Source organism: Spirosoma areae (assembly GCF_054781775.1).
Map to the genome: position 1 here is coordinate 16,693 of NZ_BAAGTT010000044.1, position 26,070 is coordinate 42,762.

Below are 26,070 nucleotides of genomic sequence, written 5' to 3' on the forward strand. Positions count from 1 at the left end.
GTAAGGTAGCCTGGACGGCCACGTCCGGGTGAAAATAATCTCATCCTCTCACCCGGACGTGGCCGTCCAGGCTACTTCCATGAAATTCTTCATTCAATCAGGTGCGGTGTTAGGGTTACTTGGCGTGGGGCTGGGCGCTTTTGGCGCTCATGCGTTTCGCGCCATGCTCGATGCGTCGGGAAGAACGGCTACGTTCGAGACCGCCGTTAAGTACCAGTTCTACCACGCGCTGGCCCTTATACTGGTGGGCCTGTTGATGCATACATTTGGCAGCAATCCAGCCATTGTTAAACTGCTCAACTGGGCCGGGTATTCATTTCTGGGGGGTGTACTCATTTTTTCCGGCTCACTCTACGTGCTTTGCTTCACGGGCATTACCTGGCTCGGTGCCATCACACCACTGGGCGGCCTGGCCCTGATTGCAGGCTGGGCACTGCTGCTGTGGGCTTTTTTATAGAATGATGAATGATGATAGGCTTATGCGTCAGCCAATTCATCATTCATCACTGGAACGCCAGCCCGGTCATAATTCATCATTCAATTCGTATCTTTGTCCTCTGATTCTGAGAATAATGCAAACAAATATACAGGCTGAAACCGCTCGTCGGCGGACGTTCGCCATTATTAGCCACCCCGATGCCGGGAAAACTACGCTCACCGAAAAGCTACTGCTTTTTGGGGGTGCTATTCAAACTGCCGGGGCGGTAAAGTCAAACAAAATCAAGAAATCGGCAACCTCAGATTTCATGGAAATCGAGAAGCAGCGGGGAATTTCCGTGGCTACGTCGGTGATGACATTTGAGTACGACAAGCTGAAGATAAATATCCTTGATACGCCCGGCCACAAAGATTTTGCCGAAGACACCTATCGAACACTCACTGCCGTAGACAGCGTTATTCTGGTAATCGACTGCGTGAAAGGCGTGGAAGAACAAACCGAGCGGCTGATGGAAGTTTGCCGGATGCGCGATACGCCGGTGATCATTTTCATCAATAAACTCGACCGTGAAGGCCGCAACCCATTCGACCTCTTAGACGAACTGGAAGAGAAACTCAACATCCGGGTGCGTCCCATGACATGGCCGGTAAACATGGGGTCCAACTTTAAGGGTGTTTACAGTCTCATCGAGAAAAAATTATATTTCTTTAAAGCAAACAAGACCAAAGTCGAGGCCGATGTACTGCCCATTGACCTGGCCGACGACTTGCTCGACCAGAAAGTGGGTGAGCGCGATGCCGCCCAACTTCGCGAAGATGTTGAACTGATTGATGGCGTTTATGACAGCTTCGACCGGCAGGCGTATCTCGACGGGAAGTTGGCTCCGGTATTCTTCGGATCGGCGGTCAATAATTTTGGGGTGAAAGAATTGCTCGAAGGCTTCTGCGACATCTCGCCCGAACCCATCGCCCGCCCGACGGCTACCCGCGAAGTGCTGCCCGGCGAGAAAAATTTCAGTGGGTTTGTCTTTAAAATTCACGCCAACCTCGACCCGCGTCACCGCGACCGCATTGCGTTCCTGCGTATTTGCTCCGGGGTGTTTGAACGAAATAAGTTTTATCACCACACCCGTCTGGATAAAAACGTGCGGTTTGCCAGTCCGTTTAGTTTCATGGCCGACAGCAAAAGCATTGTCGATGAGGGTTTCCCCGGCGATGTGGTGGGGCTGTATGACACCGGTACGTTTAAAATTGGCGATACCCTGACCGAGGGTGAAGATCTACAGTTTCAGGGCATTCCAAGTTTCTCGCCCGAGATTTTTAAGGAACTTATCAATCTTGACCCCATGAAATCCAAGCAGTTGGAGAAGGGCATTCAACAACTGACGGATGAGGGCGTCGCTCAATTGTTTACCCTGGAGTTGGGTAACCGAAAAATAGTGGGTACGGTTGGTGAGCTTCAGTTCGAAGTCATCCAGTATCGATTAGAAAATGAATATGGCGCCAAATGCCGATGGGTGCCGCTCAACTACACTAAAGCTTGCTGGATCACCGCCGAAAATCCGGTCAAACTGACGGAGTTCATCCGCCTGAAAGGGAATCAGATTGCGTATGACAAAGATAAGAATCCGGTTTTCCTGGCCGAGTCTGACTGGATGCTGCGGATGAATCAGCAGAATAACCCCGATATCACGTTCCACCTCACATCGGAGTTTAAAGTGGCTGCGTAGCCTTCACAAGACCTTTTCGTATAGATTTTTCAAGTCTGAATAAAACTCCCTGCCGCGAGTGGAGTTGTTAAGGTATTACTCACGTTAATCAGTGTAAAGTCATGACAAATTCACTCGCAACCCTTGCCCTCGCATTCCTCCTCAGCGGAACAGCCCTGGCGCAGCAACAACCCCGACGCGCCAAAAGCAGCAAAGCTGCAACCAGTTCATCAACTGATGCCACTGGCTCAACCTCGTCGGCGGCCAATACGCAGGATGCCACAAACGGGGCTACTGCCGGAACCGGTTTAACAAATGAACAACTTCAGGCTCAGGGGGCTGGTAGTTCGACAAAGCAAACGACAAAAGTTGATGCCCGCAGCAGTACCCGAACCAGCGCGTCGTCGGTGAAAGCCCGTAAGAAATCGACGAAGCCAGGCAATTGATTGTTGGCACTCGCCGGACGTGTTCAACTGCAGATTACTGATTAGCCGAAACTTTCCGAAGGCTGGCGGGTTGTAGTTGAGTCACTACCACTTAAACCAAATACATACATGAAAAAGCTAATGATCATTGCCACTGCCACCCTGCTGATGACAGGTGCTGCTTTCGCTCAGGATAAGGTAAAGAAAGAGGCAAAAATGGAGATGAAGGAGATGAAGCACGATGCCAAGATGGAAAAAAAAGAAGCTAAGATGAAGGGCGACCACATGAAAGCAGATGCGGCAAAAGAAATGAAGCATGACGCCAAAATGATGAAGAAAACAGCCAAAAAAACGGCTGAGAATTGATTAAATACCCCTTATTCGTAAAAAAGCTTCTCAGTAAGAGAGGCTTTTTTTATGCTTGCATAAATCTTGTGAAAAATAAATAACAGCCGTTGCTTGACTTGTAGAGCTAAGAATACGTACTATTGCAGTGTACTATTTATCTAATACACTATAACAACTTCTCCTGTATGATTCAACTACGCAATGTGTCCTTTGGCTACCGGCGCGGAAAATCATTGTACGAAGGATTAAATCTGACGCTTGCACCCGGTTCAATTTATGGGTTGATTGGCCCAAACGGGGCGGGTAAATCAACACTGCTTCGGTTACTGGCTGGTTTGCTGTATCCCAAAGCCGGTAGCATTCAGGTTGGTACATACAGACCTGGTGAACGCCTGCCCGCCTTTCTGGAAGACTTGTTCATGGTGCCGGAAGAATTTTATCTGCCATCGGTACGAATTCGGCAATACATCGACTCCAACGCGCCATTTTATCCTCGTTTCGACTGGGAACAAATGGCGGATTACGTTCGCGAGTTTGGCCTGACCGACGATCAGAAACTGAACGAGTTGTCGTATGGTCAGAAAAAGAAAATACTGATCGGTTTCGGGCTGGCAACGAACACCGCGGTCCTGCTGCTGGATGAACCCACCAATGGGCTGGATATTCCGTCGAAGAGCCAGTTCCGGCGGCTGGTAGCCGGAGCCGTTGATGACCGGCGGACGGTGCTGATTTCGACTCACCAGGTGCGCGACCTCGAAACCCTCATCGACCCTATTGTGATTCTGTCCGAGCGGGGTATTGCCCTCAAAGCAGGTGTAGAAGAAATCACCAGGCGGCTGTGGTTCGGGATGGTTGCCGATCTGGACATTGGTCGCCCGGTGCTTTATTCAGAACGGGCGGTAGGTGGCTATGCCGTTATTGCCGAAAATCGCACGGGCGAGCCCAGCCGATTAGATTTAGAGCGGCTGTTCAATGCCGTACAGGCTGACCCAGCGCGTATTAAGAATATATTTTCGGCCACCTCAACCTACGCAAACGTATGAATCAGACTTTCTCAATAACCCGTTTTGGGCGTCTGCTGCGCCAGTATTTTACCGATAACCGGGGAGCTTTAGGTGCAAACATTGGCTTGCTCATCGGCGGTTTGCTGGTGGCGAGTGCAATGGCTTATCAGGGCTCTCCGGGTGCGGTCAGTGAGCAACGGTTTGTACTCTTTTTTGTGTTAGGATGGCCCTGCTGGTATGTGTTTACCGTGCAGCAGACGGCGGTTCTGAATCAGAAAGAACGGGCCATTAACTACTTCATGCAACCCGCATCGCAGCTTGAGAAACTCCTGCTGATCTGGCTTATTTCGGGTGTAGGCTTTGTGGTTGTCTACGCATCCACTTTTGCTTTGTTCGATGCGATGTGGATTTCTTATGTCAACAACCGCGACTGGTCGCCCGAACAATTGGATATGATGCGTCAGCAGGGCAGTCTTTTTGAACTCCGGTCCATTTTCGGTGAAAAAAGTATGGACGACATACCGAAGCAACTGTGGGTGTTTACGGCCCTGCTGCATTCGTTCACGATGGCCTTTTCGCTGCTGGTCCGCCGATATACATTGCCGTTAGTCGTTGTGATTGCCTTTGCGCTGCTGATTTTCAGTCACTTCGGTAATAATTTTCTGCTGCATGCACTGACCGGTTCGGGGAGAATTGGCAGTCCTACTCCGTTCACCGACGCCAATGCTATGTCGCCCACGGAGCAGTATCGGTATCGAACGGTCGAGTTGCCCCAACCGATTGGTAATCAGATTCGCTACCTGGTGGGAATCATCGCGGTAATCCTGCTATACCTAACAGCGTATGTTCGGCTTAAAGAACGGGAGGTATAACGATGGATTTTCGGGACAAACAAGCCATTTACCTGCAAATTGCTGAATACGTCAGCGAGCAGGTGCTACTGAGCCGATGGCCGGTGGGCGAGAAGATACCGTCGGTGCGCGACCTGGCCGCTGAACTGGAAGTAAACCCCAACACAGTGATGCGGACGTATGAATTCCTGAGTCAGAAGGAGGTGATTGCCAACAAACGGGGTATTGGCTACTTTGTGGCCGACGAAGCCCCCGACCGCATCCGGGCCTATCGGCGCGAACAGTTTTTAGCCCACGATCTGCCGGGTTTCTTCAGGAATCTGTACTTGCTGGGCATTGAGTTGCCAGAGATTGAAACGCGCTATGAGCAATTCGTAGCGGCTCATTATCAATAATTTAATGAATTATGTGCAATAACTTAATGAATAATGTGCAATGGAAAATGTAGAATAAAGCTACGCCTGAGCGCATGTTCATCCTGTTCCATTATACACTCTCCATTGTCTGTCAGCCATGAAAACAAGCTATATCCTCCTGGCAATCCTTGCTGTTGTGACGCTCACCAGCATGATTGCGACCGATGTGCTGCTTAAACAGCAGTACGATAAAATTGACTGGCGTAATCCGTATCAGCATTTCGAGAAACGAAGCCTGCCTTCGGCGAAACACGTAGTGATCGAAGGCACACCGATTAATGAAATCATTGTTTTACAGAGTGCCGATAAACCGCAGGCGCTGATTGAACCCGGCGACGTGAAATTTTACCGCAGCCAACAACAGGGCGATACGCTTTTTGTGAACTTCACTCCCGACTACAGCGGATACAAGAACAGCCCCCGTGACGACGCCGGTCCTGAACATCGTATTCTTATTCGGTTGGTGCTCCGGCTGCCTACCCTGCAAACGCTGCGCGCAGCAAATTCCCGGCTGACGGTATCGGATTTTACGACTGACAAACTTGGGATTATGTTGATGAACAGTCGGCTCCGAACACATAAGCTAACCATCTCAGATGCCTTTAGCCTAACTATTAGCCAGCATAGTTTTGCCGTGCTGGGAACTGCCGACCGGTATACGTCAGTCCACGCAAGTGTGCAGGATTCGAGTGGCATCTACTTAAACAATACATCCGTTAACACATTAACGACTGACGTTTCACCAAAAGCTGAAGTGCAGTTGCGAGGGCAGGCCTTGAAATGGCTTAGGTAGTAAATAGTGAACTATACGGGCGGACACAGGGAGGTATATACGCTGCCATCCCCATTTTACTTGTACGCAGGTAACTTTTTGTCTTGTAATTCGGCAGAAAACAAAAAAGCCGCTCCGAAAATCGGAGCGGCTTTCCGCTTCTATCCACACCATTTCAAGACCGGCGACCGGGCGGCCGCCAAATCTTGATGTTCAACCTTCCCTTTGTAAAGGATCGTTTGCGCTAAACTAAGCAATTTCTTTTACAGTACAAGAAAACAGGCTTCTATGTTAACTGCGTGATACTGCAAAGGTTGCAATATCCTGTTAATAAAACGATAATAAACGGCTAAAATTATTTAACGCGCAAAAAATGCGCTCTCGGTTCAGATTCGTGCCAGTATACAAGTGGGGAATTGCTGGAAACAGGCCTTTTCTGTGAACAAAACAATTGATGAAAGCTACTGAATACCAATGTTATAGTCTTACTAACTGGGGTAGAACTTGTAGCCAGACTCCTGCTGGGTCTCCTCAAAACGGCGCGAATACTATATAACACATACCAACAATTGTGTAAAACTAACGCACCTGTCAATGACGACCTTTGTTATGTAATAAACAACCAATATGGAAACACTCAACCCAGTATCAGCCCGATTTAAAACCAATATCAAGTGTGGCGGTTGCATAGCCACCGTAACGCCTTTTCTCAACGAAGCCGTTGGCGACGGGCACTGGCAGGTCGATACGCAAAGTCCGGATAAAATACTAACCGTTGAAACGAGCGATGCTGCCCTTGTGAAACAGGCCATTGAAAAAGCTGGCTATAAAGCTGAGTTGCTGAACTGACATGTCAACCGAGGTAATTACGCAACAGAAACGAAGCACACCAGCCAGTCCGTCATCGGAAATTCGGGAAACCTTTCCCGTACTGGAGATGAGTTGCGCGGCCTGTGCCGTCAGCGTTGAATCGACATTGAAGCATACGCCCGGCGTTAGCGATGCCGGCGTAAACTACGCCAGTCAAACTGCCTGGGTGCAGTTCAATCCGGCTGCTGTAACACCGCCCGATTTGCAACAGGCAGTTCGGGCGGTGGGCTACGATCTTGTGGTGGAAACCGAAGACCCGTTTCGGGTACAGGAAGAAGCCAGGCAACAACGAAGCGAGGACATTAAAAAACGAACGATCTGGGCCTTGATTCTATCCGTGCCGGTCGTCCTGATTGGGATGTTCTTCATGCGTATGCCGTATGCGAACGGGATCATGATGGCCTTATCGGCCCCGGTTGTGTTCGGGCTGGGTCGATTGTTCTTCGTCAACGCCTGGAAACAGGCCCGTCATGGCAAAGCCAATATGGATACGCTGGTGGCGCTTAGCACTGGCATTGCGTTTTTGTTCAGCGCATTCAACACGATTTATCCCGAATTCTGGCATCAGCGCGGTCAGCATCCGCACGTCTACTTTGAAGCCGCTTCGGTGGTAATTGCCTTTATCCTACTGGGTAAACTACTCGAAGAACGGGCCAAATCAAACACATCATCGGCGCTTAAAAAACTCATGGGCCTGCAGTCGAAAACGGTTCGATTGATTGAGGACGACAGCGAACGTGAGGTTTCTATCGCATCCGTGCGGGCGGGGAATCTGCTGCTGGTTCGGCCCGGCGAGAAAATTCCCGTAGACGGACGGGTCGAATCCGGGCGTTCGTATGTAGACGAGAGCATGATAAGCGGGGAGCCGGTGCCGGTCGAAAAACAAGCTGGTAACCCTGTTTTCGCTGGAACGATTAACCAGAAAGGAAGCTTTCGGTTCCGGGCCGAAAAAGTGGGAGCTGATACCCTCCTGGCCCAGATCATCCGACAGGTGCAGGAGGCCCAGGGAAGTAAAGCTCCCGTGCAGCAACTGGTTGACCGAATTGCGGGCGTTTTTGTGCCGGTCGTGCTGGGCATCGCCCTGCTGACGTTTGTTATCTGGGCGCTGTTTGGTCAGGTGCTGGTGCTGGGGTCCGATTCGCTTACAACAGCCTTACTAACCTCGGTAACCGTGCTGGTCATCGCCTGTCCATGCGCGCTGGGCCTGGCCACGCCAACGGCAATTATGGTGGGCGTTGGGAAAGGGGCCGGAAACAATATTTTGATTAAAGATGCTGAAAGCCTGGAAGTAGCCCAGCGGGTCAATGCCGTTGTGCTCGATAAAACCGGCACCATTACCGCCGGAAAACCCGTTGTAACCGACCAGTACTGGTCGGTATCCGACAAGGAGAAAACGCAGGTACAGCGCGTGCTGTTGTCGATGGAAGCACAATCCGAACATCCGCTGGCCGAAGCCGTCACAGCCTGTCTGACCAGTGTAGAATCGGTAGCACTGGATTCTTTTGACAGCCTGACAGGCAGGGGTGTGATGGCGAATTATCAGGACGATACGTATTTTGTAGGTAACTATTCTCTTCTGACAGAGAACCAGATTGCCTTATCGGATGACCTGATTCAGCAAGCCAGTCAATGGCAGGAGCAGGCTAAAACCGTCATCTTTTTTGCCCGGACTGGAGGGTCCCGGACTGGAGGGTCCCGGACTGGAGGGTCCCGGACTGGAGTTGATAGACTGGAGAACGTACTGGCCATCCTTGCCATTGCCGATCCGGTGAAAGCCACCTCGAAGCAAGCCGTTGACACATTGCAGCGCCGGGGAATTGACGTCTACATGCTGACCGGCGATACGAGTCAAACCGCAGCCGCCGTAGCCAGGCAGGTTGGGATTCAGCACTATAAAGCCGGGCTGATGCCCGTTGATAAAGCCAATTTTGTGAAGGCATTACAAGCGGCTGGCAAGGTGGTTGCGATGGTTGGCGATGGCATCAACGACGCGCAGGCACTGGCTCAGGCGGACATCAGTATTGCCATGGGGAAGGGTTCCGACATTGCAATGGACGTCGCCCGGATAACGCTCATCACCTCCGACCTGACCAGCGTACCGAAAGCATTGCAGTTGTCGACGCAAACGGTTCGGGTTATTCGGCAAAACCTATTCTGGGCCTTTATTTATAACCTGGTTGGCATCCCAATTGCTGCCGGCGTGTTGTTCCCGGCATTCGGTTTTCTGCTCAATCCGATGCTTGCCGGAGCCGCAATGGCCCTGAGTTCCGTGTCGGTTGTGAGCAATAGCCTGCGGCTGCGCGGCATGAAATTGTGAGTATGCTACGCCAACCAACGCCACAACCTGACGATAAAAAGCCCCGCCAGAAATCTGGCGGGGCTTTTTATCAATCTATCAGCCTTAAAAGACAGCCGGTAAACGGCCGGATTTATTTGGCAACCGTACCACGCAGTGCACGCGGAATTTCGATGCTGGCTACCGGGTTCGATGCCTGTTCGAGCATCTCGATGTTTTTCACTGGGATCTGACCAACGCGGACGGATTTGCCCAGGTCAAGACCAGATACATCCACGTCAATAAAATCAGGAATATTCTCAATAGCCCCTTTCACGCGCAGTTTCCTGACGCGGGTTACTAATTTGCCTCCTTTTTGCACACCCGGAGCCGTACCGACCAACCGGACAGGAACGGCAATCTTAACGGGTTTTTTGTCCGTTATCAGCAGAAAATCAGCGTGCACCAGTACATCGCTTACCGGATGAAACTGGGTTTCCTGAAGAATAGCCCGGTACTCGTCACCTTCGATGTTGAGGGCAACTTCGTAAATATTGGGCGTATAAATTAAGTCGCGGAACAGAATGGCCGGCGCATAAAAATGCACCTGATCTTCGCCACCATACAACACACACGGAACATTGCCCTCGGCCCGAATCGCTTGTGATTCCGTGCGGCCGAGATTCGCTCGTTGATACCCTACAATCTCGATTTTTTTCATGACAAAATTTAATTTTGACCGGGTCGCCGGTGCGATGATAGAATGATTGAGTTAGTGAATGATGGACGAGATGGTTTATTCAGTCATTCGCTCATTCAAAATTCAATCATTCAGTACTTTATAAACAGTGAACTAATAGATTCATGGTCACGAATGCGGCCAATGGCTTTGGCAAATAACTCCGCCACCGACAGCACTCTGATTTTTGGATTGGCCTGCTGCATGGGCAGCGTGTCGGCCACAACCAACTCCTGTAACACCGAGCTGGCAATGTTTTCGTGCGCCTTTCCTGACATAATCGGGTGCGTACATACGGCCCGCACCGACAAGGCGCCTTTTTCCATAATAATCTGGGCTGCTTTGGCCATCGTGCCGCCTGTGTCGATTAAATCGTCTACCAGCACCACGTTGGCCCCTTCAACATCGCCAATGACCTGCATCGAGGCAATCTCGTTGGCTCGTTTGCGGTGCTTGTCGCACAGCACAATGTCAGCGTTGAAATGCTTCGCAAACGTGCGGGCACGGTTGGCGCCACCCACATCCGGCGAGGCAACCACCAGATTTTCTAAGTTCAGGCTTTTGATGTACGGTACAAAAACCGACGTTCCTTCCAGGTGGTCGACCGGGAAGTCAAAAAAGCCCTGAATTTGCCCGGCATGAAGGTCAATCGTCATCAACCGGTCGACACCCGATGCGGCCAGCATGTTGGCTACTAACTTAGCGGCAATCGACACGCGGGGCTTATCTTTCCGATCCTGTCGGGCATAGCCGAAATACGGAATAACGGCCGTAACATAGTGAGCCGAGGCCCGCCGGGCAGCATCCACCATCAGCAGCAGTTCCATCAGGTTATCACCGGGTGGGGGCGTAGACTGAATCAGAAATACATCGCAGCCCCGGACCGACTCCTCAAAACTGGGCGACATCTCCCCATCGCTGAACCGTCGGCAGGTGTAGCCGCCTAAGTCTTTACCGTAGTAATGCGCGATTTTTTCGGCCAGATACGTGGATTGACTTCCCGAAAAAATCTTAACCGGATTAAACGATGCCATGGTGTGCCCGACAAATTTCCCGCAAAGGTACGGAAAAAACGGGCAGGGTATTGAATCAATTTGAAGTTTCTTTAGGAAAACCAGTTGGCCATATGAAAAGGTCCTGTAGCCTAAACGGTATAATTGTCGTAATCGATTTCTTCAGGCCGGGCAACGGCGCAGGCTTGTACGCCATCAAACTTTGGGTGGCTATTCACGGCATCCCGAAAAGCTTTGTCGATGATGATGGCTATTTTTCGGTTGGAGAGCAGGACTGCCTTCAAATGCCAGTAGTCTTTATTCAGTTTCAGGCATTTCTCATCCAGCCGCTTCGGAAATTTCACGGCCTTCATTTCATCAGTAGATATTTTGACTAACCGCCCGCTTACTGTCAATTGGTTGATTATGGTGATAATACTCCGCCCAAAGTTACCCTGATTACTGGCATGATATTCCGCAAGTAGTTTTTGGGTAAGTACCAAATGTCCCTCTTTGAATAACCAATCCATTAATTTTAGGTATTCCGGGTCAGCGGGATTCTTGAAATTCTTGGCGACGTTATTGTCAACGAATAAATCTTTTATCATGCTACAGCATTCATCGCAATGTTCATTACATCAAGTCCGTAGGTATCAAAGAACCCCTGCGGTGCGCCTTTAATTTGTCCATCGGTTGCAAACTCAACATCATGCACCGTGCTTTTCACACCGTCGTTTTCAAAATATAGTACTCGTACATCTTCTGGTTTTAATTCTCCAGTGACTAATAAAAGACGAATTCGATTGAGTAGGTACTCACTATGAGTTTCAACAATATATTGCTTTTGGGTCTTCTTAATTTGATTGGATAAGTAGTTGCCAAATTGTGCCTGAATTTTGGGGTGTAGGTGAATTTCAGGTTGGGATATGGCAAGGCAGGATTGGTCAGAGAGTTGTAAATCGGCTACGATGATTGGCAGAAATTGGCTAATTCCAAAACCAACGTCTACTAAAGAATTGTACAAGGCAGAATTAGGTGTTTTAATATTGAGTTCGAATCTACCCCCTTTGCTTTTATTGGATTGTATTTCGTCAAATAGCTGTAAATCTTTTAATAAAAGATTTAATTCATTAAGCTTTTTAGGGTCTGTCACTTCCCATTCCATAATTTGATCAATATATCCTTCTCCAGAAGAACTGATTTTAGCTTCAGCTTTTGTCTTTTGATAATATGTTCTTTCAGGGGGTAAGCGAAAAGAGCCTATATAATTAAAATTATATAACTGTAATGCATAAGGGGATACTCCTATGCCACCAATGGAGTAATTTCGAAAATCTTCTAAAATGGGTAAAAGAAAAGTTCTAATCATTTTATCTGCTGAAGGGAACTTAATATTATTGAATATCAAATTTCCTTCAGTAGATATAATAAATTCGTCTTGTGACCTACCTTTGATACTTGTAAGAATAAAAGCTTCTGGAAGCTTTTTGTTTTTATGCTGGCTAAATAAACTTAAGTTAACTGAATAGTTTCCACTATTCATATTAATCGATAATTCTAAGCGTTTGTTTTTTAATTCTAAATTATGCAATACAGGTAACCCACCACTATCACCTTTCCAAGTAGTGTTGTAATATAATTCATCAAAATAATTGGATCTTATAGAAAATTTTATCGAGATATTTTTCTGAATATCTTTTCCCAATACTACTTCCTCAAAACTTCCCATATTCACATACTTACCGTTGGGCGACAAATAGAAAGGAAATTGCTCTGTTTGTAAAACAGCTAAAATTGCGTAGATCAACGAACTCTTGCCGCTGCTATTTGCACCCGTCAGTATAGTAATAGGGGCAAACTTTACGTCGAGTTCTTCAAAGCACTTGAAATTCTTTAGGCCGAGTGAGTTAATCAGCATAGTTTTTTGTCGGTAAAGTAGGCGAGTAAAAAATTCATGTCTATAACTAACTTCATGCAGCACGGGAGAGAGACACCTCAATTTCTTCGACCCGCCAAGCCGCAAACGCCAATGATTCGCGGATGTCATCAGCTTCAAGATACGGATAAGCCGCTAAAATTTTCTCTGTCGAGTAGCCTACCGAAACAAGACCTACAATGGTGCCGACCGTGACCCGAATCCCCCGAATGCAGGGCTTGCCGCCCATGACTTCGGGGTCAAGGGTAATGCGTGTGAATTGTTGCATGATGTTGAAATCGGTTAAGGGACAAAGCTATGAAATTAGCGTCAGCACGAAAGCGGCACTTAGGCATAAAAATGTATTTCCGCGGTTACTACAAATACTCTCCGTTCGCGCTTGGTACTGTAGCCGAACAGACTCTTTTTTCTGGTTAGGTCCAGTGTGTCGTTGTGGATGTCCACAACTCGCAGCCCTCACAAGGGATAAATCTTAAATAGACTTAGCAGGCGCTGACTGGCAGCAGAAATCTTCCTTTTCTCTCCCCTTCTATACGTGTCCAAACCGCGCGAACGCCTGCCGTTCCAGTTCTTCCTGATGGTCGGGGTGGGCGATGTGGATGAGGGCGCGGGCACGCTGGCGCAGATTCTGCCCGTAGAGGTCGGCGATGCCAAACTCGGTGACGATGTAATGAACGTGAGCACGGGTGGTCGTTACGCCCGCACCTTCCTTCAAAAAGGGCACGATTTTGCTCAATCCTTTGCTCGTTGTGGACGGCAGGGCAATAATCGGCTTGCCCCCTTCCGAAAGGGTGGCTCCGCGCACGAAATCCATTTGCCCGCCAACACCTGAGTACTGAACCGTACCAATGGTGTCGGCGCAGACCTGCCCGGTCATGTCAATCTCGATGGCTGAGTTGATGGCCGTTACCTTCGGGTTCCGCCGAATGATGGCCGTATCGTTGGTGTAGCTGGCCTGCTTCATGGCCACGCCGGGGTTATCGTCGATAAAGTCGTATACACGCTGACTGCCCATCACAAACGCCGACACGATGCGGTGCGGCAAAACCGTTTTGTGTTCGCCCGTAATGACGCCCCGCTCCACCAAATCAATCACGCCGTCTGAAAACATTTCGGTATGAATGCCCAGCCCTTTGTGGTGAATCAGTTCGCCCAGTGTTGCGTTCGGAATGCCGCCGATGCCAAGTTGAAGCGTGGCGCCATCTTCGACTAAACTGGCCACGTACTGCCCAATTTTGCGGTCTTCCGCACTGATTTCACCCGGTAACACTTCATACAGGGGTTCATCGACCTCAATGGCCGCGTGGAGCATCGAGGCCGGAATCAGCCCGTCGCCGTGGGTGCGCGGCACACGCGGATTAATCTGGGCAATGACGTATTTAGCCGTCTGAATGGCCGCTAAGGAAACATCCACCGACGGGCCGAGGGAGCAATACCCATGTGCATCCGGGGGCGACACCTGAATCAGGGCTACGTCGATGGGCAGAATTTTCCGCCGGAACAGCAGCGGTACTTCGCTCAGAAATACCGGAACATAATCGCCAATGCCCTGCGCTAACTGTTTCCGCATATTGGCCCCGATAAAGAAGGAATTGGGCCGGAATGATTCGCGGTATTTCTTGTCTAAATAGGGCAGGGGGCCTTCAGTATGAATGTGACATATTTCCACATCGCGCAGACGGTCGGCCTGCGCCACCAGTGCGTCGATAAGTACGTGGGGCGTCTGGGCAACGCTGTGGATGAATACCCGATTGCCCGACTGAATGGCTGAAACGGCCTGTTCGGGAGTGGTAATGGGAAGAATGGCTGGCATAGTTAAGATCTGAAACAGGCGCTGGCTGTTCCAGGCGTGAAAACAATAACGCCTGAGCGAACGGAGGAGTTTGAAAAATGATTGACTTTTCTGGCTTATCGATTTGTGTCAGAGATTCGACGGTAGAGCCGACACGATTTGAGGAACCTCCGCCGTGAGTAGTTGCTGGAACCATCGCCCGGATGCCTTCACGATGCGCTGCTGGGTTCGGAAATCCACGTAGACTAAGCCAAACCGGGGCCGGTAGCCTTCAGCCCACTCGAAATTATCTAAGAACGTCCAGGCGAAATAACCGTTTACTGGTAAACCTTCCTGTTTGGCCTGCAACACCTGCCGGAGGTAACTCTGGTGGTACTCCACCCGCGCCCGGTCATTGACCTGACCCTGCTCGACCGAATCGAAAAAGGCGGCACCGCTTTCGGTAATGTAGATTTTTTTGACGCCTTCATACTGACTGAACTGCCTGATAACCTGGTACATACTTTCGGGATAAACCTCCCAGCCCATTTCGGTGATGGTCGGCACGTTCCGTCGGAGGGGCGACACCTGAGTTGCCCACAGATATGGGATGAAATAGGATTGCTCAACCACCACCCGGAAATAATGCTGTAGTCCAACAAAATCGAAGTTGAAAGCCAGCCGCTCCATATCGCCGGGTTTGGCCACTTTTTTAGCAATACCCGCCAGAAACGGTAGTTCTTTGGTTGGATAGCCCAATCCGAGGGCTGGTTCGATAAAAAGTCGGTTCATCAGGGCGTCAGCACGGGCGGCTGCGGCCTGGTCGCGGGGAGTAAAGGGGGTAATGGGCGAACACGAAAACGTTGTGCCAACCTGGGCATCCGGCACATTCGCCCGCACAATTCGCCCACCTTCGGCCTGTGCCAGGGCGGTATGATGAATGACCGGCAGCAAGTTCCGAAAACTCCGCCGGCCGGGGGCGTGCTGGCCCGTGAAATAGCCGAGTACCGAAAACGCAATCGGTTCATTGAGAATAATCCAGTGCTTCACTTTAAGGCCGTAGGCTTTTGTGCAAACGTCTACATAGTCGGCAAACCAGTGAATGATATTACGATTGGGCCAGCCGCCTTTGTTTTCGAGTGCCTGGGGTAAGTCCCAGTGGTAGAGGGTGATCCAGGGGGTAATGCCGAGCGCAAGGCAATGGTCGATCAGGCGGTCGTAGAAACGCAAACCTGCTTCGTTGATGCGGCCACCCTGGGCCGGGCCAACGCCATCGGGCAAAATGCGCGACCACGACAGTGAGAACCGAAAGGCAGTCAGTCCTAACTCGTTGTGTAAGAGCAGGTCGGATTCGTAGCGGTCGTAAAATTCGCAGGCACTATCGGCAGTTTCGCCGGTTTTAATTTTGCCTTTCTGACGGCTGAACGTATCCCAAATGCAGGGCGTTCGCCCGTCGCGGTCAACGGCCCCTTCAATTTGATAAGCGGCTGTGGCGGTTCCCCAAACGAAGTCCGGGCCAAAATCGGAACGGTTAAAATTCGGCGGAGTAGCCGTTGAGTCAGGTCGATTCGTCACTCGTTGGGCAGTCTGATAACTTGTAAAATTAACCGATTGCTATCAACAAAAAATCCCCAGCCTGATAAGTTAATATACCAGGCTGGGGATTCATCAGGTTACGGTGAGGGTAGCGATACTAACCGCGACGGCCATAGGGGGCGTTGCGGGGGCGGTACTGTTGCTGAACAAACAAGCGGTCGCGTTGGGCGGAGGTCAGCACGGCCATCATATCCTGCCGTTTCCGAAGTTGAAGCTGCCGATAGCCATCCGGTGTCAGCCGCGACGTTGCCATCTGGCGGTCATACTGGTCTTCAATCTTGTGGAGTTGCTTTTCCTGCCGGCGCGATAAACCAACGATGTCGTCGATGCGCTCAATTTTCAACTCGTCCCGGTTCTGGTCCTGGTCGTAGCCACGTCCGCCGTACTGTGGAGGGCGATTGTCGAACGGCCTCGAATAAACGCGCTGGGCCAGCGAAACGCCGGTGGTTAGGGTCAGGAAAGCAAAGGCGGCAATGAGTGTCTTTTTCATGATCAGATTGTGTAGTTTATGTGTTACTGACGGTTAGAGAAAAATTGCCCGGCCGGGTTTAATGAGCACGATGAGCTTATGGTCGAATGCCATTTTTCGGCTCCCGAATTGGCCTAAAAGCAGGATAAATTTGTTTTGGCCCGGCTGTAATCCTGTCAGAAAATTAGTCTTTCTGGTTTCGGCGGGCCATTGCCTGCGCCAGCATACTGGCCACAATGAGTTGCAGGGCGTGATAGAGCATGATCGGCAGGAGCGCAATACCGGCCAGGCTGCCCGGAAACAGTACAGTCGCCATCACGCTGCCCTGCACCAACGACTTCTTGGAGCCGCAGAACAGGGCCGTAATGCGGTCTTCCCGATTGAAACTCAGCAGGCGGCAAACCAGGTGAACGAAACCGAACATCAGGAAAAATAGCCCCAGCATCAGACCCGCCAGCCACAGTAGATCGCGGGCCGTATACCGGGCAAACAGATGCCGCGAAAACGACTCGCAGAAGGCCGTATACACAATGAGCAGAATGGTAAGCTGATCAAAATAACGCAGGGATTGCTTATGCCGCTCTGCAAACCAACCCAGCCGCCGGTTCAGCAACAGACCCAGCACAACCGGGACAATAACCTGAAGGGTCAGCTTGCCAATAACACTGCCGAGGTCGTACTGGCCCGTCGTATTCGCCAGTAAGAAGCTCATCCAGAGGGGCGTAATAAATACCCCTATCAGACTGGAGATGCTGGCGTTGAAAATGGCCGCCGGGATATTGCCGCCCGCAATAGACACCATCACGACCGACGATGATACGGTTGAGGGCAGCGCGGCTACGTAGAAAATACCGAGCCAGAGCAAGGCCGTGTCGGTTGTCATCAGCAACGAACGGGCGGCCAGCACCACCGCCGGAAAAACAAGGAACGTGGTCAGGTGAATGACCAAATGAAGCCGGTAATTCTGAAGGCCTGCCCGCAACTGAGCAAAATTCAGGCGTAGGCCGTAGAAGAAAAAGATCAGCGTGACGCCATAACCCGCCAGCGACGCTACCGACAGCGGCCCCTCCTGAATGCCGGGGCCGGGCCACAGTTTAGCCAGCCCGATCATGGCCAGCAGAGCCAGAATAAACCAATCCAGCCCAACGCGGGCCATTAACGAACCAAAAGACGCTTTTGCCATACGAAGAGTAACCGGGTCCAGACCGATTTCGTTTACCTACGACGGATTCATGAAACAGAAGGGTCAGTCCAGCCATCGGTCCAAGTAAGTTCAGGTAAAAATAGCTTTTGGTATCAGCCGCTGCTAACGGCTGTTCGCCAACCCAGTCCTCGGTATGAACCACCTGCCTCTACTCGACTTCCTGGTTCTGGCCCTCTATATGGCCGGTATGGTGGCCGTCGGCGTTTACTTTTCCCGTAAGAACAAACAGGCGGGGAGCCAGAACGCCGACCAGTTCACTACAGCCTCCGGCCTGATTCCGGGCTGGGCCGTGGGCCTATCGCTGTATGCCACCTTTCTGAGCAGCAATACGTTTCTGGGGGTGCCCGGCAAGGCATTCGGCAGCAACTGGAATTCGTTTGTCTTCAGCTTGTCCATGCCCCTGGCGGCCTGGGTCGCGTCGCGCTTTTTTGTTCCCTTTTACCGACATACCGGCGAAATATCAGCCTATACTCACCTCGAGAAACGGTTTGGTCCCTGGGCCAGATCGTACACAGTCGTTTGTTTTCTGCTGACTCAACTGGCCCGCATGGGGTCCATCTTTTTCGGCGTTGCCCTAACGCTCCAGGCGCTTACTGGCTTCCCGCTCGTCTCGATTATGATCGTCACGGGGATATGTATCACGGTCTACACCGTGCTGGGTGGGATGGAAGCCGTGATCTGGACGGAAGTGGTGCAGGGCATCATCAAAACGCTGGGGGCGCTGCTGATCATTGGCCTGATTGTAGCGGACCTTCCGGGCGGAGTCGCCCGCATCATTGACATTGGCCAGGCAAACGATAAATTCTCGCTTGGTAGTTTTTCGCCCGATTTTACCCGGAGTTCATTCTGGGTGGTGCTCCTGTACGGGTTTTTCATCAACCTGAACAACTTCGGCATGGATCAAAATTACGTTCAGCGGTACCATACGGCCCTTTCATCCCGGCAGGCCAGCCGGTCGGTTTGGATATGCGTACTGATCTACGTACCGGCATCTTTCCTGTTTTTTATCATTGGTTCGGCCCTGTTTGCTTATTATCAGGTCCATCCTGACCTGATGAATGCGGTAAAAATGCAGGTTGCCACCGAAAAACTTCCCGGCGCCAGTCCGCAGGCAATCAGCCGGTTCGTTTCCCAACTGACACCCGCTGACATTGGCGACCGGATCATGCCGCATTTTATGGTTACGAACGTGCCGCAGGGCCTGGTTGGGCTGATTGTCGCTGCTATCCTGTCGGCGGCTATGAGCACCATCAGTTCGGGGATGAATGCGTCCGCCACCGTTTTTTCCATCGACCTCTATCAGCGGTATGTGCGCCCGAACCTGTCGCAGCGGCAGGCCCTGCGGGTGCTTTACGTAACAACCACGTTTTTCGGTGTGGCGGGTATGGCCGTTGGCGTTGCCATGATTGGAATTAAGAGCGTGCTGGACACCTGGTGGCAGTTGTCGGGTATTTTTGCAGGGGGCATGCTGGGCCTGTTTTTAGTTGGGTTCATTGCCCGCCAAGCCCGTAGTGCCGAAGCCCTGACAGCCGTCATTCTGGGCGTTCTGGTCATTCTCTGGATGACATTTTCCTACTTACTGCCCGATCAGCTGCATTTTCTGCAAAATCCGTTCCACACCCACATGACCATTGTTGTCGGAACGCTGACAATATTTTTGACGGGCCTGCTTCTGAGCAGCCGACTGCGTCAGAAGCTGCCTGAACCCGTTGCTCTGAATCAACACAACCCGTCGTAAGTCACATGAAATCAACGCTACTGCCGCAGGGCCTCATTCCGGTCATGCTGATGCCTTTTACCAACGAAAACCGAATCGACGTGGGTGGGCTGGAACACCTAATCGAGTTTTACCTGCGGGCCGGGGCTGCGGGTCTGTTTGCCAACTGTCTGTCTACCGAAATGTACTACCTGAGTGAGCAGGAACGCCTGGACCACACCCGGCAGGTGGTTGAACAAACAAAAGGACGGGTGCCGGTGGTCGCGTCGGGCACGTTTGGCGGTACAATCCGGCAGCAGGCCGCCTTCATCCGAAAGATGTATGCTACCGGCGTTGATGCCGTCATTTTGATTACGAATCAACTCGTTGCCGCAGACGAATCCGATGGCGTGTTCCTGAGCCGCCTGCATGAGCTGCTCCGATTAACAGGAGATATTCCATTGGGTTTATACGAATGCCCGGTACCCTACAAACGGTTGGTGAGCGTTCCTGTGCTTGAGGAACTCGTCGCTACCGGGCGAATAATCTACCACAAAGATACGTCCTGCTCCGTGCCGGATGTTACCCGGAAAATGGCGGTTCTGCGCGGGCGGGCGTTTGGGTTCTACGACGCGCACCTGCCCAATGCACTGGCATCGCTTCGGCTGGGTGCCCGTGGCCTGTCGGCTATTGCGGGTAATTTCTTTCCTGAGTTTGTGGTCTGGCTTTGCGCTAATTTCGATGCGCCCAGCCAGCAGCAGCAAGTCGGGTGGCTGCAAACGGAACTCACCCGAACCAACGCGCTGATTCATGCCGACTATCCCGTGAGTGCCAAATATTTTCTTCAGCGCCGGGGCTTACCCATCACGCTGCACAGCCGCTCGTACCCACATCTGCTGAGCGCGGAGCAGCGCCGTGCGCTCGATGCGCTGGGTGAAACCGTTGAGGAGTGGCGTAATCGGCTCACTCCTCAATCGGTTCCAGACGTCGGCTTATGAGCCGATTTAATGTACATTAGATAAACAACGAACTCCCTGCAACTACACCGTCAGTTCGCCTTCTACGCCATCGTCCATCGTTTTTCCCGTTACTAAGGAGGCCGCCATCTTGAGATAAGCCACCATGCGATTGTTCTTAGTATCCCAATAGTGGATGGTTTCGGGCTGCACCCGGATGACGGTGAGGTCGGGGTCGTCCTTACCGCCCTGAAACCAGGTTTTCACGAAGGGGTTCCAGTACTCCTCGATCTTGTCCCGGTCGCGCGAGATGGTGACGCTGCCGTACAGGCTGAGGTATTCGGAGGGGCCTTCCTTGCCGAAAAAGAGCTGCACGGTCGGGTCGGCGGTTAGCTCTTTGTTTTTGTCGGAGGAGGCTGCACTGAAGAAATAGAGAGCGCCATCTTCGTCTACCCCCTGCACGGCCATTGGGCGGCTGGGCGCCGGTCGGCTATCGGTAAAGGTGGTGAACATACAGATGCCTTCGGCGAGGTCTTTGAGCTTTTTGAGCGCGTCGGGGCCAGTGAGGTTTTTGATATGGCCGTCTTCATCGTGACGTGGGTCTTGCATAAGCTGAGCCGTTTAGAAACAAGGTGAGTGCTCAAAACTGCGTGTAGACAAGTTATGTTTTGCCAACCATGAAGCGCAGCGCGTCGACAGTCGATAAACGACGCCGGGCCGGTACGTTCACGTCACTAATCCGCTCACGGCGTGAGTATGCGGGACGTGCGGTAGATGGTAAGCTGTCCGTTTTGGAGCGTCAGAAAGCCTGCCTGGTAGCGTTTTGCAGGCATAAATGTCTTGAACAAATCTGTTCGGTAGCCGTTCACGAACCAGGTCTGGTTCAGCCAGAACGACCGCCCGTCTGGATTAGGAAAGCGATAGACCGGAAATAGTAAATAATGGTCGTCGGCCCACAAAATGACCATGTTCCACTCGTTCGGCAACTGGCTGTTAGGAACCTGCCTGTTCTCAATCGAGTACTTCTCGCTGTCTTCCACCAGGGTCGGAATCAGTTGATCCTGAAGGGGGTAGGTGGCCGGGTTGGGCGCTATCTCCCGTGTCAGTTTGGCTACCAAAGCGGCCTCCTCGCCCGACGGGGTAAACACGGTAGCAATCAGTTGTTGCGTCGCCGGAGGTTGCACCTGCGTCCAGTTTTGGTAGAAGGTCAGCACCCGGTTCTGGAACAGATACGCGTTGCCCACCTGACGCCTGAAAATGCCGACCCACATCAGCACGCTCACGCCGAGGGCAATCCAGGCCAAACGGTCAGCAACCCATTGCTGTCGACTGAATACGACCATCAACTGTACATAACCCGTCAGCACGAGCATGGTCGAATAGAGCCGATAGCGGCCTTCCAGCAGGCCGGTCCACCCCGAAAAACTCAGCCGGTTTTCGACCGCTGCTCCCGCCGACAGGCCAATGAAGCCCACCATCAGGATGGTAATGAGCAACACCCGCTGCGGTTGGGTGAGTGGCTTTTGAGAGCGCCAGGATTGCCAGAGCTGCCAGCTACTCCAGGCGGTTAAGGCCAGCACCGGCAGGCAAACCAGCAGGCCATTCAGCAGATGGTATCGGTAGGTTGAGGATTGAAAATAACAGTCCACGTGCGGTCCCAGAAATAGAAACGTGGCCTTCACCTTGTCGAAGAAACTGTCGGTGTAGCTTACCGGGAACGCAGCCGGACGCTTATAGGCCCCAAAATAAACCAGTACCAATCCCGCCGTGAGCACCGCCCAGACCACTAAATCGCGCCACCGGCGTTGATACAGCAACGCACCGGCGGCCAGCACCAGGGCAATAAATCCGTTGCCCGACGTGAAACAGAGCAGCACGGCAACACCCCAACTGGCCATCCAGGGCCATCGGCGCGGGCTGGTGACTAAGCCAAACAGCAATGGATAGAGGGCATGAACGGTCAGGTTTTGCAGCGAGGCCATGCCCCACAACGAGTTTTCATAATAATTGACCTGAAATAATATCCAGCTAAGCGGAATTACGGCCAGCCACGTGTTGCCCGCCCGAAGCAGCAGCCAGGTCAAAAAAGCCCAGATCCCCACTAACGACAGATTGCCTACGACCGTAAGGGCAGAGTAAGAGATGGTGCCGTTCAGGGCGTGAATGAGCCAGAACCAGAACCGGGTATAGGCGATGCGGTGTTCATTGAGCTGGCTAAACAAAACACTCAGCTTGCCCAGGAGCGTGGGAGCCGCGTTCAGGCGCGTCAGCTCCAGTTGAACCACGTAGTCATCAAAGATGGGCAGGTTCTGGTGCAGATGGCCGATAAAAAAAATGTACCCCAGCAGGGGCAGTACCATCAGCAGACCAATAAGCAGCGTAAATACAGTTAACCGACTATTTTTCTGGAGGGGGGTGTGAACAAGCATAAGAAGACTAAAATGAACGGGCAAAATTAGGGTTGGCAATTGAATTTAATGTTCTGTTTACCCGTAAAGTTGAAAACAGCCCTATGTCGGCCAGCAACATGGGGCTGTTAACGGCAACCGGCAGATGAAACGGTTTGGCCTGTCGGCTACACGAAATGCGCCCGCAAAAAATCGACACCGTTGCTGAAACTCAGTTTTTCAATGACATCATCAGGGAGTTGAATGGGGTTGCTGAAAATGGGGTGTGTGTTCAGGTGATCGACCATGATTGCCAGGAATTTTTTCATCTCCTGCCCGAATAAACTGGGCAGGTGTTCGGCCGAGGGTGATTTTTTCAGGGCTGTAATCAGCCCGTCGTAATCGGAGCCGAGGCAGACATGCGCCCAGGGATCAAGGGTGGCTGGCACCTGCGTGTCGCCGGGTGGGTTGCCTTTAGCCAGTTCCGTAATCAGCACAATGTGAACAACCGACTGGCAGAAGGCCCACATATCCTGAATGGCCAGACTTTGATTGCCACTGAATTCATGGGGCAGGGGCGTGGGTGGATAAAAAGAGACGGGATTGGGCTGACCCGATTGCCACGTCGGCGGTATGTCGGCTTTGCTGAACCGTTCGTCTTCGATACCCACCTGCGCGACGGTTGCCCCGATAATCCGCCGATCCAGCGATACCCCAATCAGACCGCCCGACCGCATAATTTGGACAATGTCTTCATCATACAGATTAATTGACCAGGGGTTGAACGGAATTCGGGTCAGCCCGGCATTGGTGGCATCGGGGGGTATTCGGCGCAGGAATCCGCCAAGTTTGTTATAGCTGATAATAAAATTTCTGGGCCGGTCGGCGGGCGAGCGGATATCGGAAATGGGCGGTTGCTCCCAGGACGTTCCGGCCACGCCCATGTGCGTTGCCAGAATCGGCACCCCCGGAAAGTCGCGCTGCATCAGGGCATACACCTGCTTGCGGGCCGCCAGGCTCAAATGCTTGACATCGACCAGAATGCGTTTTTCGGTTTGATTCTCGCGCAGAGCAATTCGCAAAAACTGCTCACCAACGGCACTAAGCCCATTGCCGGTTGGGTCGAAAGAACCCACATCGACGGTGTTGGTTGCAAACCGAACCGGAATGGCCCAGGCATGATTTGTCAGTGCGTTCTGGCCGTGGTGGGCCAGGGTAATATACAGCAGCCGGGGAAATTGGTCGGGATCAGTGGCCGACTGTTGTTTCCAGGTCACCAGCCGATTAACAATTTCCTGTGGATGGGCTTCCTGATCGGCCAGTTTCGGGCGCGTATAAAAATTGTGCCCACCCTCTACCGAAGCAATCACGTAAATGATTTCGGGATCGGGTTCGCTGGGGTATTCCGTTATAGTTTTTAGTAATTTGTACTGGCGAAGGCCGACTTTCCGGGTGGCAAAGGCCCGAAAATGGGCCATATCGCGTGCGGTCATGAGCTGGTGATACCCTTCGGTCTGATGGCGCATATTCGCCAGAATTGTCGCGCCTAAATTCTTTATTTTGCTGAGATCGCTAACAAAGGCATAAACCCGCTCAAACGCGAGAAAACTGACAACAACCAGACTGCCGCCCTGGATTTGGCCGAAACTGGACTGCGAATCCAAGGAGTTGCCAACTAATTTTTCTACGCAGGATGAAAACGGAACGTTGAGCTGAATGTCGACCGCAATAACGGGGTTTGGGCACGCGGTTACATCGTCGTTCAGTAAGGCTGACTTAAACGAGGGATGGCAATGAAGGTCGAAGAAAGGCATGGCTGACGGGTTTTCGGTATGCCGTAAAGCTAAACCGGAAGACACACGAAAACAACGGGGAATTACGCGTATTTGTCCTGATAATCAAGCCTTTTAGGGAACGGTATGGGTAAGTAATACTACGTTACATATTTCGCCGATATTGCCCGCCAACGGCATACAGCGCGTTGGACAATTGCCCCAGCGAACACACCTTGGCCGCTTCCATCAACTGCTCAAAAATGTTGCCATTGGCTAAAGCAGTAGTCTGCAAATTCGCCAGGGCTGTGTCGGCTTCGGTCTGATGGGCGGCCTGAAACGCCCGGCAACTGGCCACCTGATACCGTTTTTCGTCATCGGTGCTGCGGATAACCTCGGTGGGAACGATCGTTGGCGAACCCGCCGGGTCTAAGAACGTGTTGACCCCCACAATGGGCAGGTCGCCGTTGTGCTTCAGCGTTTCGTAGTACATCGACTCCTCCTGGATTTTGCTGCGCTGGTACATCCGCTCCATCGCGCCCAATACGCCACCGCGCTCGTTGATGGCCAGAAACTCCTGATAAACAGCCTCTTCCACTAAGTCGGTCATCTCCTCCACAACAAATGCGCCCTGCAGGGGATTTTCGTTTTTGGTCAGGCCAAACTCCCGGTTGATGATCAACTGAATCGCCATGGCCCGCCGGACCGACTCTTCGGTTGGGGTCGTGATGGCTTCATCGTAAGCGTTGGTATGCAGGGAGTTGCAGTTATCATAAATGGCCAGCAGCGCCTGCAGCGTTGTGCGGATGTCGTTGAAGCCAATCTCCTGCGCGTGCAGACTTCGGCCCGAGGTTTGAATGTGGTATTTGAGTTTCTGAGCGCGGTCGCTGGCCCGGTAGTTGTACTTCATGGCCTTCGCCCAGATGCGCCGGGCTACCCGGCCCAGCACGGTATATTCGGGGTCCATGCCATTCGAGAAAAAGAACGACAGATTTGGCGCAAAGTCATCGACGTTCATACCCCGGCTGAGGTAGTACTCCACGAACGTAAAACCATTGGAGAGCGTAAAAGCCAACTGCGAAATCGGGTTGGCGCCAGCTTCGGCAATGTGGTAACCCGAAATTGACACGGAATAAAAATTCTGTACCCGATTGTCGATGAAATATTGCTGGATGTCGCCCATCATTTTGAGCGCAAATTCGGTCGAGAAGATGCAGGTATTCTGCGCCTGATCCTCTTTCAGTATATCGGCCTGCACCGTTCCCCGCACCCGGCGAAGTGTGTCGGCCTTAATTTGTTCATACACCTCGCGCGGCAGCACCTTATCGCCCGTAGTGCCCAGCAGCATCAGGCCCAGCCCATCGCTGCCATCGGGGAGGGGGCCGTTGTAGCCAGAAGCAGGGAGCAGGGAGCGGGGGGCCGGGGGTTGCTGACCGTGACGACG

Annotated in this window: 25 protein-coding genes; 12 read left to right on the top strand and 13 right to left on the bottom strand. The window is 51.9% G+C overall.

Annotated features, from left to right (window positions below):
• Window positions 1–79: 79 nt before the first annotated feature.
• The 10 genes from ACYVI1_RS27135 (at window position 80) to ACYVI1_RS27180 (ending at window position 9,150) form a co-directional block, all read left to right on the top strand.
• Window positions 80–457: a DUF423 domain-containing protein gene (locus ACYVI1_RS27135; protein ID WP_460914285.1), complete on the top strand. Its 378-nt coding sequence runs from the start codon at window positions 80–82 to the stop codon at window positions 455–457.
• 115 nt (window positions 458–572) lie between these two features.
• Window positions 573–2,168 (top strand): peptide chain release factor 3, encoded by a 1,596-nt coding sequence (locus ACYVI1_RS27140; protein WP_460914287.1) that lies wholly within the window; start codon window positions 573–575, stop codon window positions 2,166–2,168.
• A 101-nt stretch (window positions 2,169–2,269) separates the two neighbouring features.
• The gene (locus ACYVI1_RS27145; protein ID WP_460914290.1) at window positions 2,270–2,593 is read left to right on the top strand and encodes a hypothetical protein; all 324 of its coding nucleotides are present in this window, start codon (window positions 2,270–2,272) and stop codon (window positions 2,591–2,593) included.
• Window positions 2,594–2,701: 108 nt separating this feature from the next.
• Complete coding sequence (locus ACYVI1_RS27150; RefSeq protein ID WP_460914292.1) at window positions 2,702–2,938, top strand: hypothetical protein; 237 nt, start codon at window positions 2,702–2,704, stop codon at window positions 2,936–2,938.
• Window positions 2,939–3,105: 167 nt separating this feature from the next.
• A complete protein-coding gene (locus tag ACYVI1_RS27155) occupies window positions 3,106–3,963 on the top strand; it encodes an ATP-binding cassette domain-containing protein (RefSeq protein ID WP_460914294.1) in 858 nt (285 codons plus the stop codon).
• A complete protein-coding gene (locus tag ACYVI1_RS27160; protein WP_460914296.1) occupies window positions 3,960–4,796 on the top strand; it encodes a hypothetical protein in 837 nt (278 codons plus the stop codon). The genes ACYVI1_RS27155 and ACYVI1_RS27160 overlap by 4 nt, the downstream gene beginning before the upstream one ends.
• 2 nt (window positions 4,797–4,798) lie before the next feature.
• Complete coding sequence (locus ACYVI1_RS27165; protein ID WP_460914298.1) at window positions 4,799–5,170, top strand: GntR family transcriptional regulator; 372 nt, start codon at window positions 4,799–4,801, stop codon at window positions 5,168–5,170.
• A 118-nt stretch (window positions 5,171–5,288) separates the two neighbouring features.
• Complete coding sequence (locus ACYVI1_RS27170) at window positions 5,289–5,984, top strand: hypothetical protein (protein WP_460914300.1); 696 nt, start codon at window positions 5,289–5,291, stop codon at window positions 5,982–5,984.
• Window positions 5,985–6,590: 606 nt separating this feature from the next.
• A complete protein-coding gene (locus ACYVI1_RS27175) occupies window positions 6,591–6,812 on the top strand; it encodes a heavy-metal-associated domain-containing protein (protein ID WP_460914303.1) in 222 nt (73 codons plus the stop codon).
• A 1-nt stretch (window position 6,813) separates the two neighbouring features.
• Entirely contained in the window at window positions 6,814–9,150 is a 2,337-nt protein-coding gene (locus ACYVI1_RS27180) for a heavy metal translocating P-type ATPase (protein WP_460914305.1), read from the top strand.
• Window positions 9,151–9,262: 112 nt separating this feature from the next.
• Here the strand turns inward: ACYVI1_RS27180 and ACYVI1_RS27185 are convergent, their stop codons facing one another.
• The 9 genes from ACYVI1_RS27185 to ACYVI1_RS27225 all read right to left on the bottom strand — a co-directional run bounded on the left by ACYVI1_RS27185 (window position 9,263) and on the right by ACYVI1_RS27225 (window position 17,794).
• Window positions 9,263–9,829: a 50S ribosomal protein L25/general stress protein Ctc gene (locus ACYVI1_RS27185; RefSeq protein WP_460914308.1), complete on the bottom strand. Its 567-nt coding sequence runs from the start codon at window positions 9,827–9,829 to the stop codon at window positions 9,263–9,265.
• A 110-nt stretch (window positions 9,830–9,939) separates the two neighbouring features.
• Window positions 9,940–10,881 (bottom strand): ribose-phosphate pyrophosphokinase, encoded by a 942-nt coding sequence (locus ACYVI1_RS27190; protein WP_460914310.1) that lies wholly within the window; start codon window positions 10,879–10,881, stop codon window positions 9,940–9,942.
• A 110-nt stretch (window positions 10,882–10,991) separates the two neighbouring features.
• On the bottom strand, window positions 10,992–11,369 hold the full coding sequence (locus tag ACYVI1_RS27195; RefSeq protein ID WP_460914312.1) for a hypothetical protein: 378 nt from the start codon (window positions 11,367–11,369) through the stop codon (window positions 10,992–10,994).
• Between the two features lie 74 nt (window positions 11,370–11,443).
• Entirely contained in the window at window positions 11,444–12,757 is a 1,314-nt protein-coding gene (locus ACYVI1_RS27200) for an AAA family ATPase (protein ID WP_460914314.1), read from the bottom strand.
• Window positions 12,758–12,809: 52 nt separating this feature from the next.
• Window positions 12,810–13,043, bottom strand: a complete 234-nt coding sequence (locus ACYVI1_RS27205) for a DUF433 domain-containing protein (RefSeq protein ID WP_460914316.1) — start codon at window positions 13,041–13,043, stop codon at window positions 12,810–12,812.
• A 261-nt stretch (window positions 13,044–13,304) separates the two neighbouring features.
• Window positions 13,305–14,588 (bottom strand): acetyl-CoA hydrolase/transferase family protein, encoded by a 1,284-nt coding sequence (locus tag ACYVI1_RS27210; RefSeq protein ID WP_460914318.1) that lies wholly within the window; start codon window positions 14,586–14,588, stop codon window positions 13,305–13,307.
• Window positions 14,589–14,696: 108 nt separating this feature from the next.
• Window positions 14,697–16,121: a GH1 family beta-glucosidase gene (locus ACYVI1_RS27215; RefSeq protein ID WP_460914320.1), complete on the bottom strand. Its 1,425-nt coding sequence runs from the start codon at window positions 16,119–16,121 to the stop codon at window positions 14,697–14,699.
• A 118-nt stretch (window positions 16,122–16,239) separates the two neighbouring features.
• On the bottom strand, window positions 16,240–16,632 hold the full coding sequence (locus ACYVI1_RS27220; protein WP_460914323.1) for a hypothetical protein: 393 nt from the start codon (window positions 16,630–16,632) through the stop codon (window positions 16,240–16,242).
• A gap of 163 nt (window positions 16,633–16,795) precedes the next feature.
• Window positions 16,796–17,794 carry a bile acid:sodium symporter family protein gene (locus ACYVI1_RS27225; protein ID WP_460914326.1) on the bottom strand — a complete coding sequence of 333 codons (999 nt, stop codon included), beginning with the start codon at window positions 17,792–17,794 and terminating at the stop codon, window positions 16,796–16,798.
• A gap of 154 nt (window positions 17,795–17,948) precedes the next feature.
• Here ACYVI1_RS27225 and ACYVI1_RS27230 point away from each other — a divergent pair, with 154 nt between their 5' ends.
• On the top strand, window positions 17,949–19,553 hold the full coding sequence (locus tag ACYVI1_RS27230; RefSeq protein ID WP_460914328.1) for a sodium:solute symporter family protein: 1,605 nt from the start codon (window positions 17,949–17,951) through the stop codon (window positions 19,551–19,553).
• 5 nt (window positions 19,554–19,558) lie between these two features.
• Window positions 19,559–20,509: a dihydrodipicolinate synthase family protein gene (locus ACYVI1_RS27235; RefSeq protein WP_460914330.1), complete on the top strand. Its 951-nt coding sequence runs from the start codon at window positions 19,559–19,561 to the stop codon at window positions 20,507–20,509.
• Between the two features lie 42 nt (window positions 20,510–20,551).
• Here the strand turns inward: ACYVI1_RS27235 and ACYVI1_RS27240 are convergent, their stop codons facing one another.
• From ACYVI1_RS27240 to ACYVI1_RS27255, 4 genes are all read right to left on the bottom strand, one after another.
• Window positions 20,552–21,076, bottom strand: a complete 525-nt coding sequence (locus ACYVI1_RS27240; protein WP_460914332.1) for a pyridoxamine 5'-phosphate oxidase family protein — start codon at window positions 21,074–21,076, stop codon at window positions 20,552–20,554.
• 134 nt (window positions 21,077–21,210) lie between these two features.
• A complete protein-coding gene (locus ACYVI1_RS27245) occupies window positions 21,211–22,896 on the bottom strand; it encodes a hypothetical protein (protein WP_460914333.1) in 1,686 nt (561 codons plus the stop codon).
• 146 nt (window positions 22,897–23,042) lie between these two features.
• On the bottom strand, window positions 23,043–24,668 hold the full coding sequence (locus tag ACYVI1_RS27250; protein WP_460914336.1) for a hypothetical protein: 1,626 nt from the start codon (window positions 24,666–24,668) through the stop codon (window positions 23,043–23,045).
• A 124-nt stretch (window positions 24,669–24,792) separates the two neighbouring features.
• The coding region (locus tag ACYVI1_RS27255; RefSeq protein WP_460914338.1) for a methylmalonyl-CoA mutase family protein at window positions 24,793–26,070 on the bottom strand (1,278 nt) is incomplete at its 5' end.

Bases quoted from the DNA above. Each gene is read 5' to 3' on its own strand.
- ACYVI1_RS27165 (WP_460914298.1), top strand. From the start codon at position 4,799: ATGGATTTTCGGGACAAACAAGCCATTTACCTGCAAATTGCTGAATAC.
- ACYVI1_RS27175 (WP_460914303.1), top strand. From the start codon at position 6,591: ATGGAAACACTCAACCCAGTATCAGCCCGATTTAAAACCAATATCAAG.
- ACYVI1_RS27135 (WP_460914285.1), top strand. From the start codon at position 80: ATGAAATTCTTCATTCAATCAGGTGCGGTGTTAGGGTTACTTGGCGTG.
- ACYVI1_RS27210 (WP_460914318.1), bottom strand. From the start codon at position 14,588: ATGCCAGCCATTCTTCCCATTACCACTCCCGAACAGGCCGTTTCAGCC.
- ACYVI1_RS27140 (WP_460914287.1), top strand. From the start codon at position 573: ATGCAAACAAATATACAGGCTGAAACCGCTCGTCGGCGGACGTTCGCC.
- ACYVI1_RS27200 (WP_460914314.1), bottom strand. From the start codon at position 12,757: ATGCTGATTAACTCACTCGGCCTAAAGAATTTCAAGTGCTTTGAAGAA.
- ACYVI1_RS27150 (WP_460914292.1), top strand. From the start codon at position 2,702: ATGAAAAAGCTAATGATCATTGCCACTGCCACCCTGCTGATGACAGGT.
- ACYVI1_RS27195 (WP_460914312.1), bottom strand. From the start codon at position 11,369: ATGGATTGGTTATTCAAAGAGGGACATTTGGTACTTACCCAAAAACTA.
- ACYVI1_RS27205 (WP_460914316.1), bottom strand. From the start codon at position 13,043: ATGCAACAATTCACACGCATTACCCTTGACCCCGAAGTCATGGGCGGC.
- ACYVI1_RS27180 (WP_460914305.1), top strand. From the start codon at position 6,814: ATGTCAACCGAGGTAATTACGCAACAGAAACGAAGCACACCAGCCAGT.
- ACYVI1_RS27185 (WP_460914308.1), bottom strand. From the start codon at position 9,829: ATGAAAAAAATCGAGATTGTAGGGTATCAACGAGCGAATCTCGGCCGC.
- ACYVI1_RS27220 (WP_460914323.1), bottom strand. From the start codon at position 16,632: ATGAAAAAGACACTCATTGCCGCCTTTGCTTTCCTGACCCTAACCACC.
- ACYVI1_RS27235 (WP_460914330.1), top strand. From the start codon at position 19,559: ATGAAATCAACGCTACTGCCGCAGGGCCTCATTCCGGTCATGCTGATG.
- ACYVI1_RS27250 (WP_460914336.1), bottom strand. From the start codon at position 24,668: ATGCCTTTCTTCGACCTTCATTGCCATCCCTCGTTTAAGTCAGCCTTA.
- ACYVI1_RS27160 (WP_460914296.1), top strand. From the start codon at position 3,960: ATGAATCAGACTTTCTCAATAACCCGTTTTGGGCGTCTGCTGCGCCAG.
- ACYVI1_RS27190 (WP_460914310.1), bottom strand. From the start codon at position 10,881: ATGGCATCGTTTAATCCGGTTAAGATTTTTTCGGGAAGTCAATCCACG.
- ACYVI1_RS27145 (WP_460914290.1), top strand. From the start codon at position 2,270: ATGACAAATTCACTCGCAACCCTTGCCCTCGCATTCCTCCTCAGCGGA.
- ACYVI1_RS27240 (WP_460914332.1), bottom strand. From the start codon at position 21,076: ATGCAAGACCCACGTCACGATGAAGACGGCCATATCAAAAACCTCACT.
- ACYVI1_RS27225 (WP_460914326.1), bottom strand. From the start codon at position 17,794: ATGGCAAAAGCGTCTTTTGGTTCGTTAATGGCCCGCGTTGGGCTGGAT.
- ACYVI1_RS27230 (WP_460914328.1), top strand. From the start codon at position 17,949: ATGAACCACCTGCCTCTACTCGACTTCCTGGTTCTGGCCCTCTATATG.
- ACYVI1_RS27155 (WP_460914294.1), top strand. From the start codon at position 3,106: ATGATTCAACTACGCAATGTGTCCTTTGGCTACCGGCGCGGAAAATCA.
- ACYVI1_RS27170 (WP_460914300.1), top strand. From the start codon at position 5,289: ATGAAAACAAGCTATATCCTCCTGGCAATCCTTGCTGTTGTGACGCTC.
- ACYVI1_RS27245 (WP_460914333.1), bottom strand. From the start codon at position 22,896: ATGCTTGTTCACACCCCCCTCCAGAAAAATAGTCGGTTAACTGTATTT.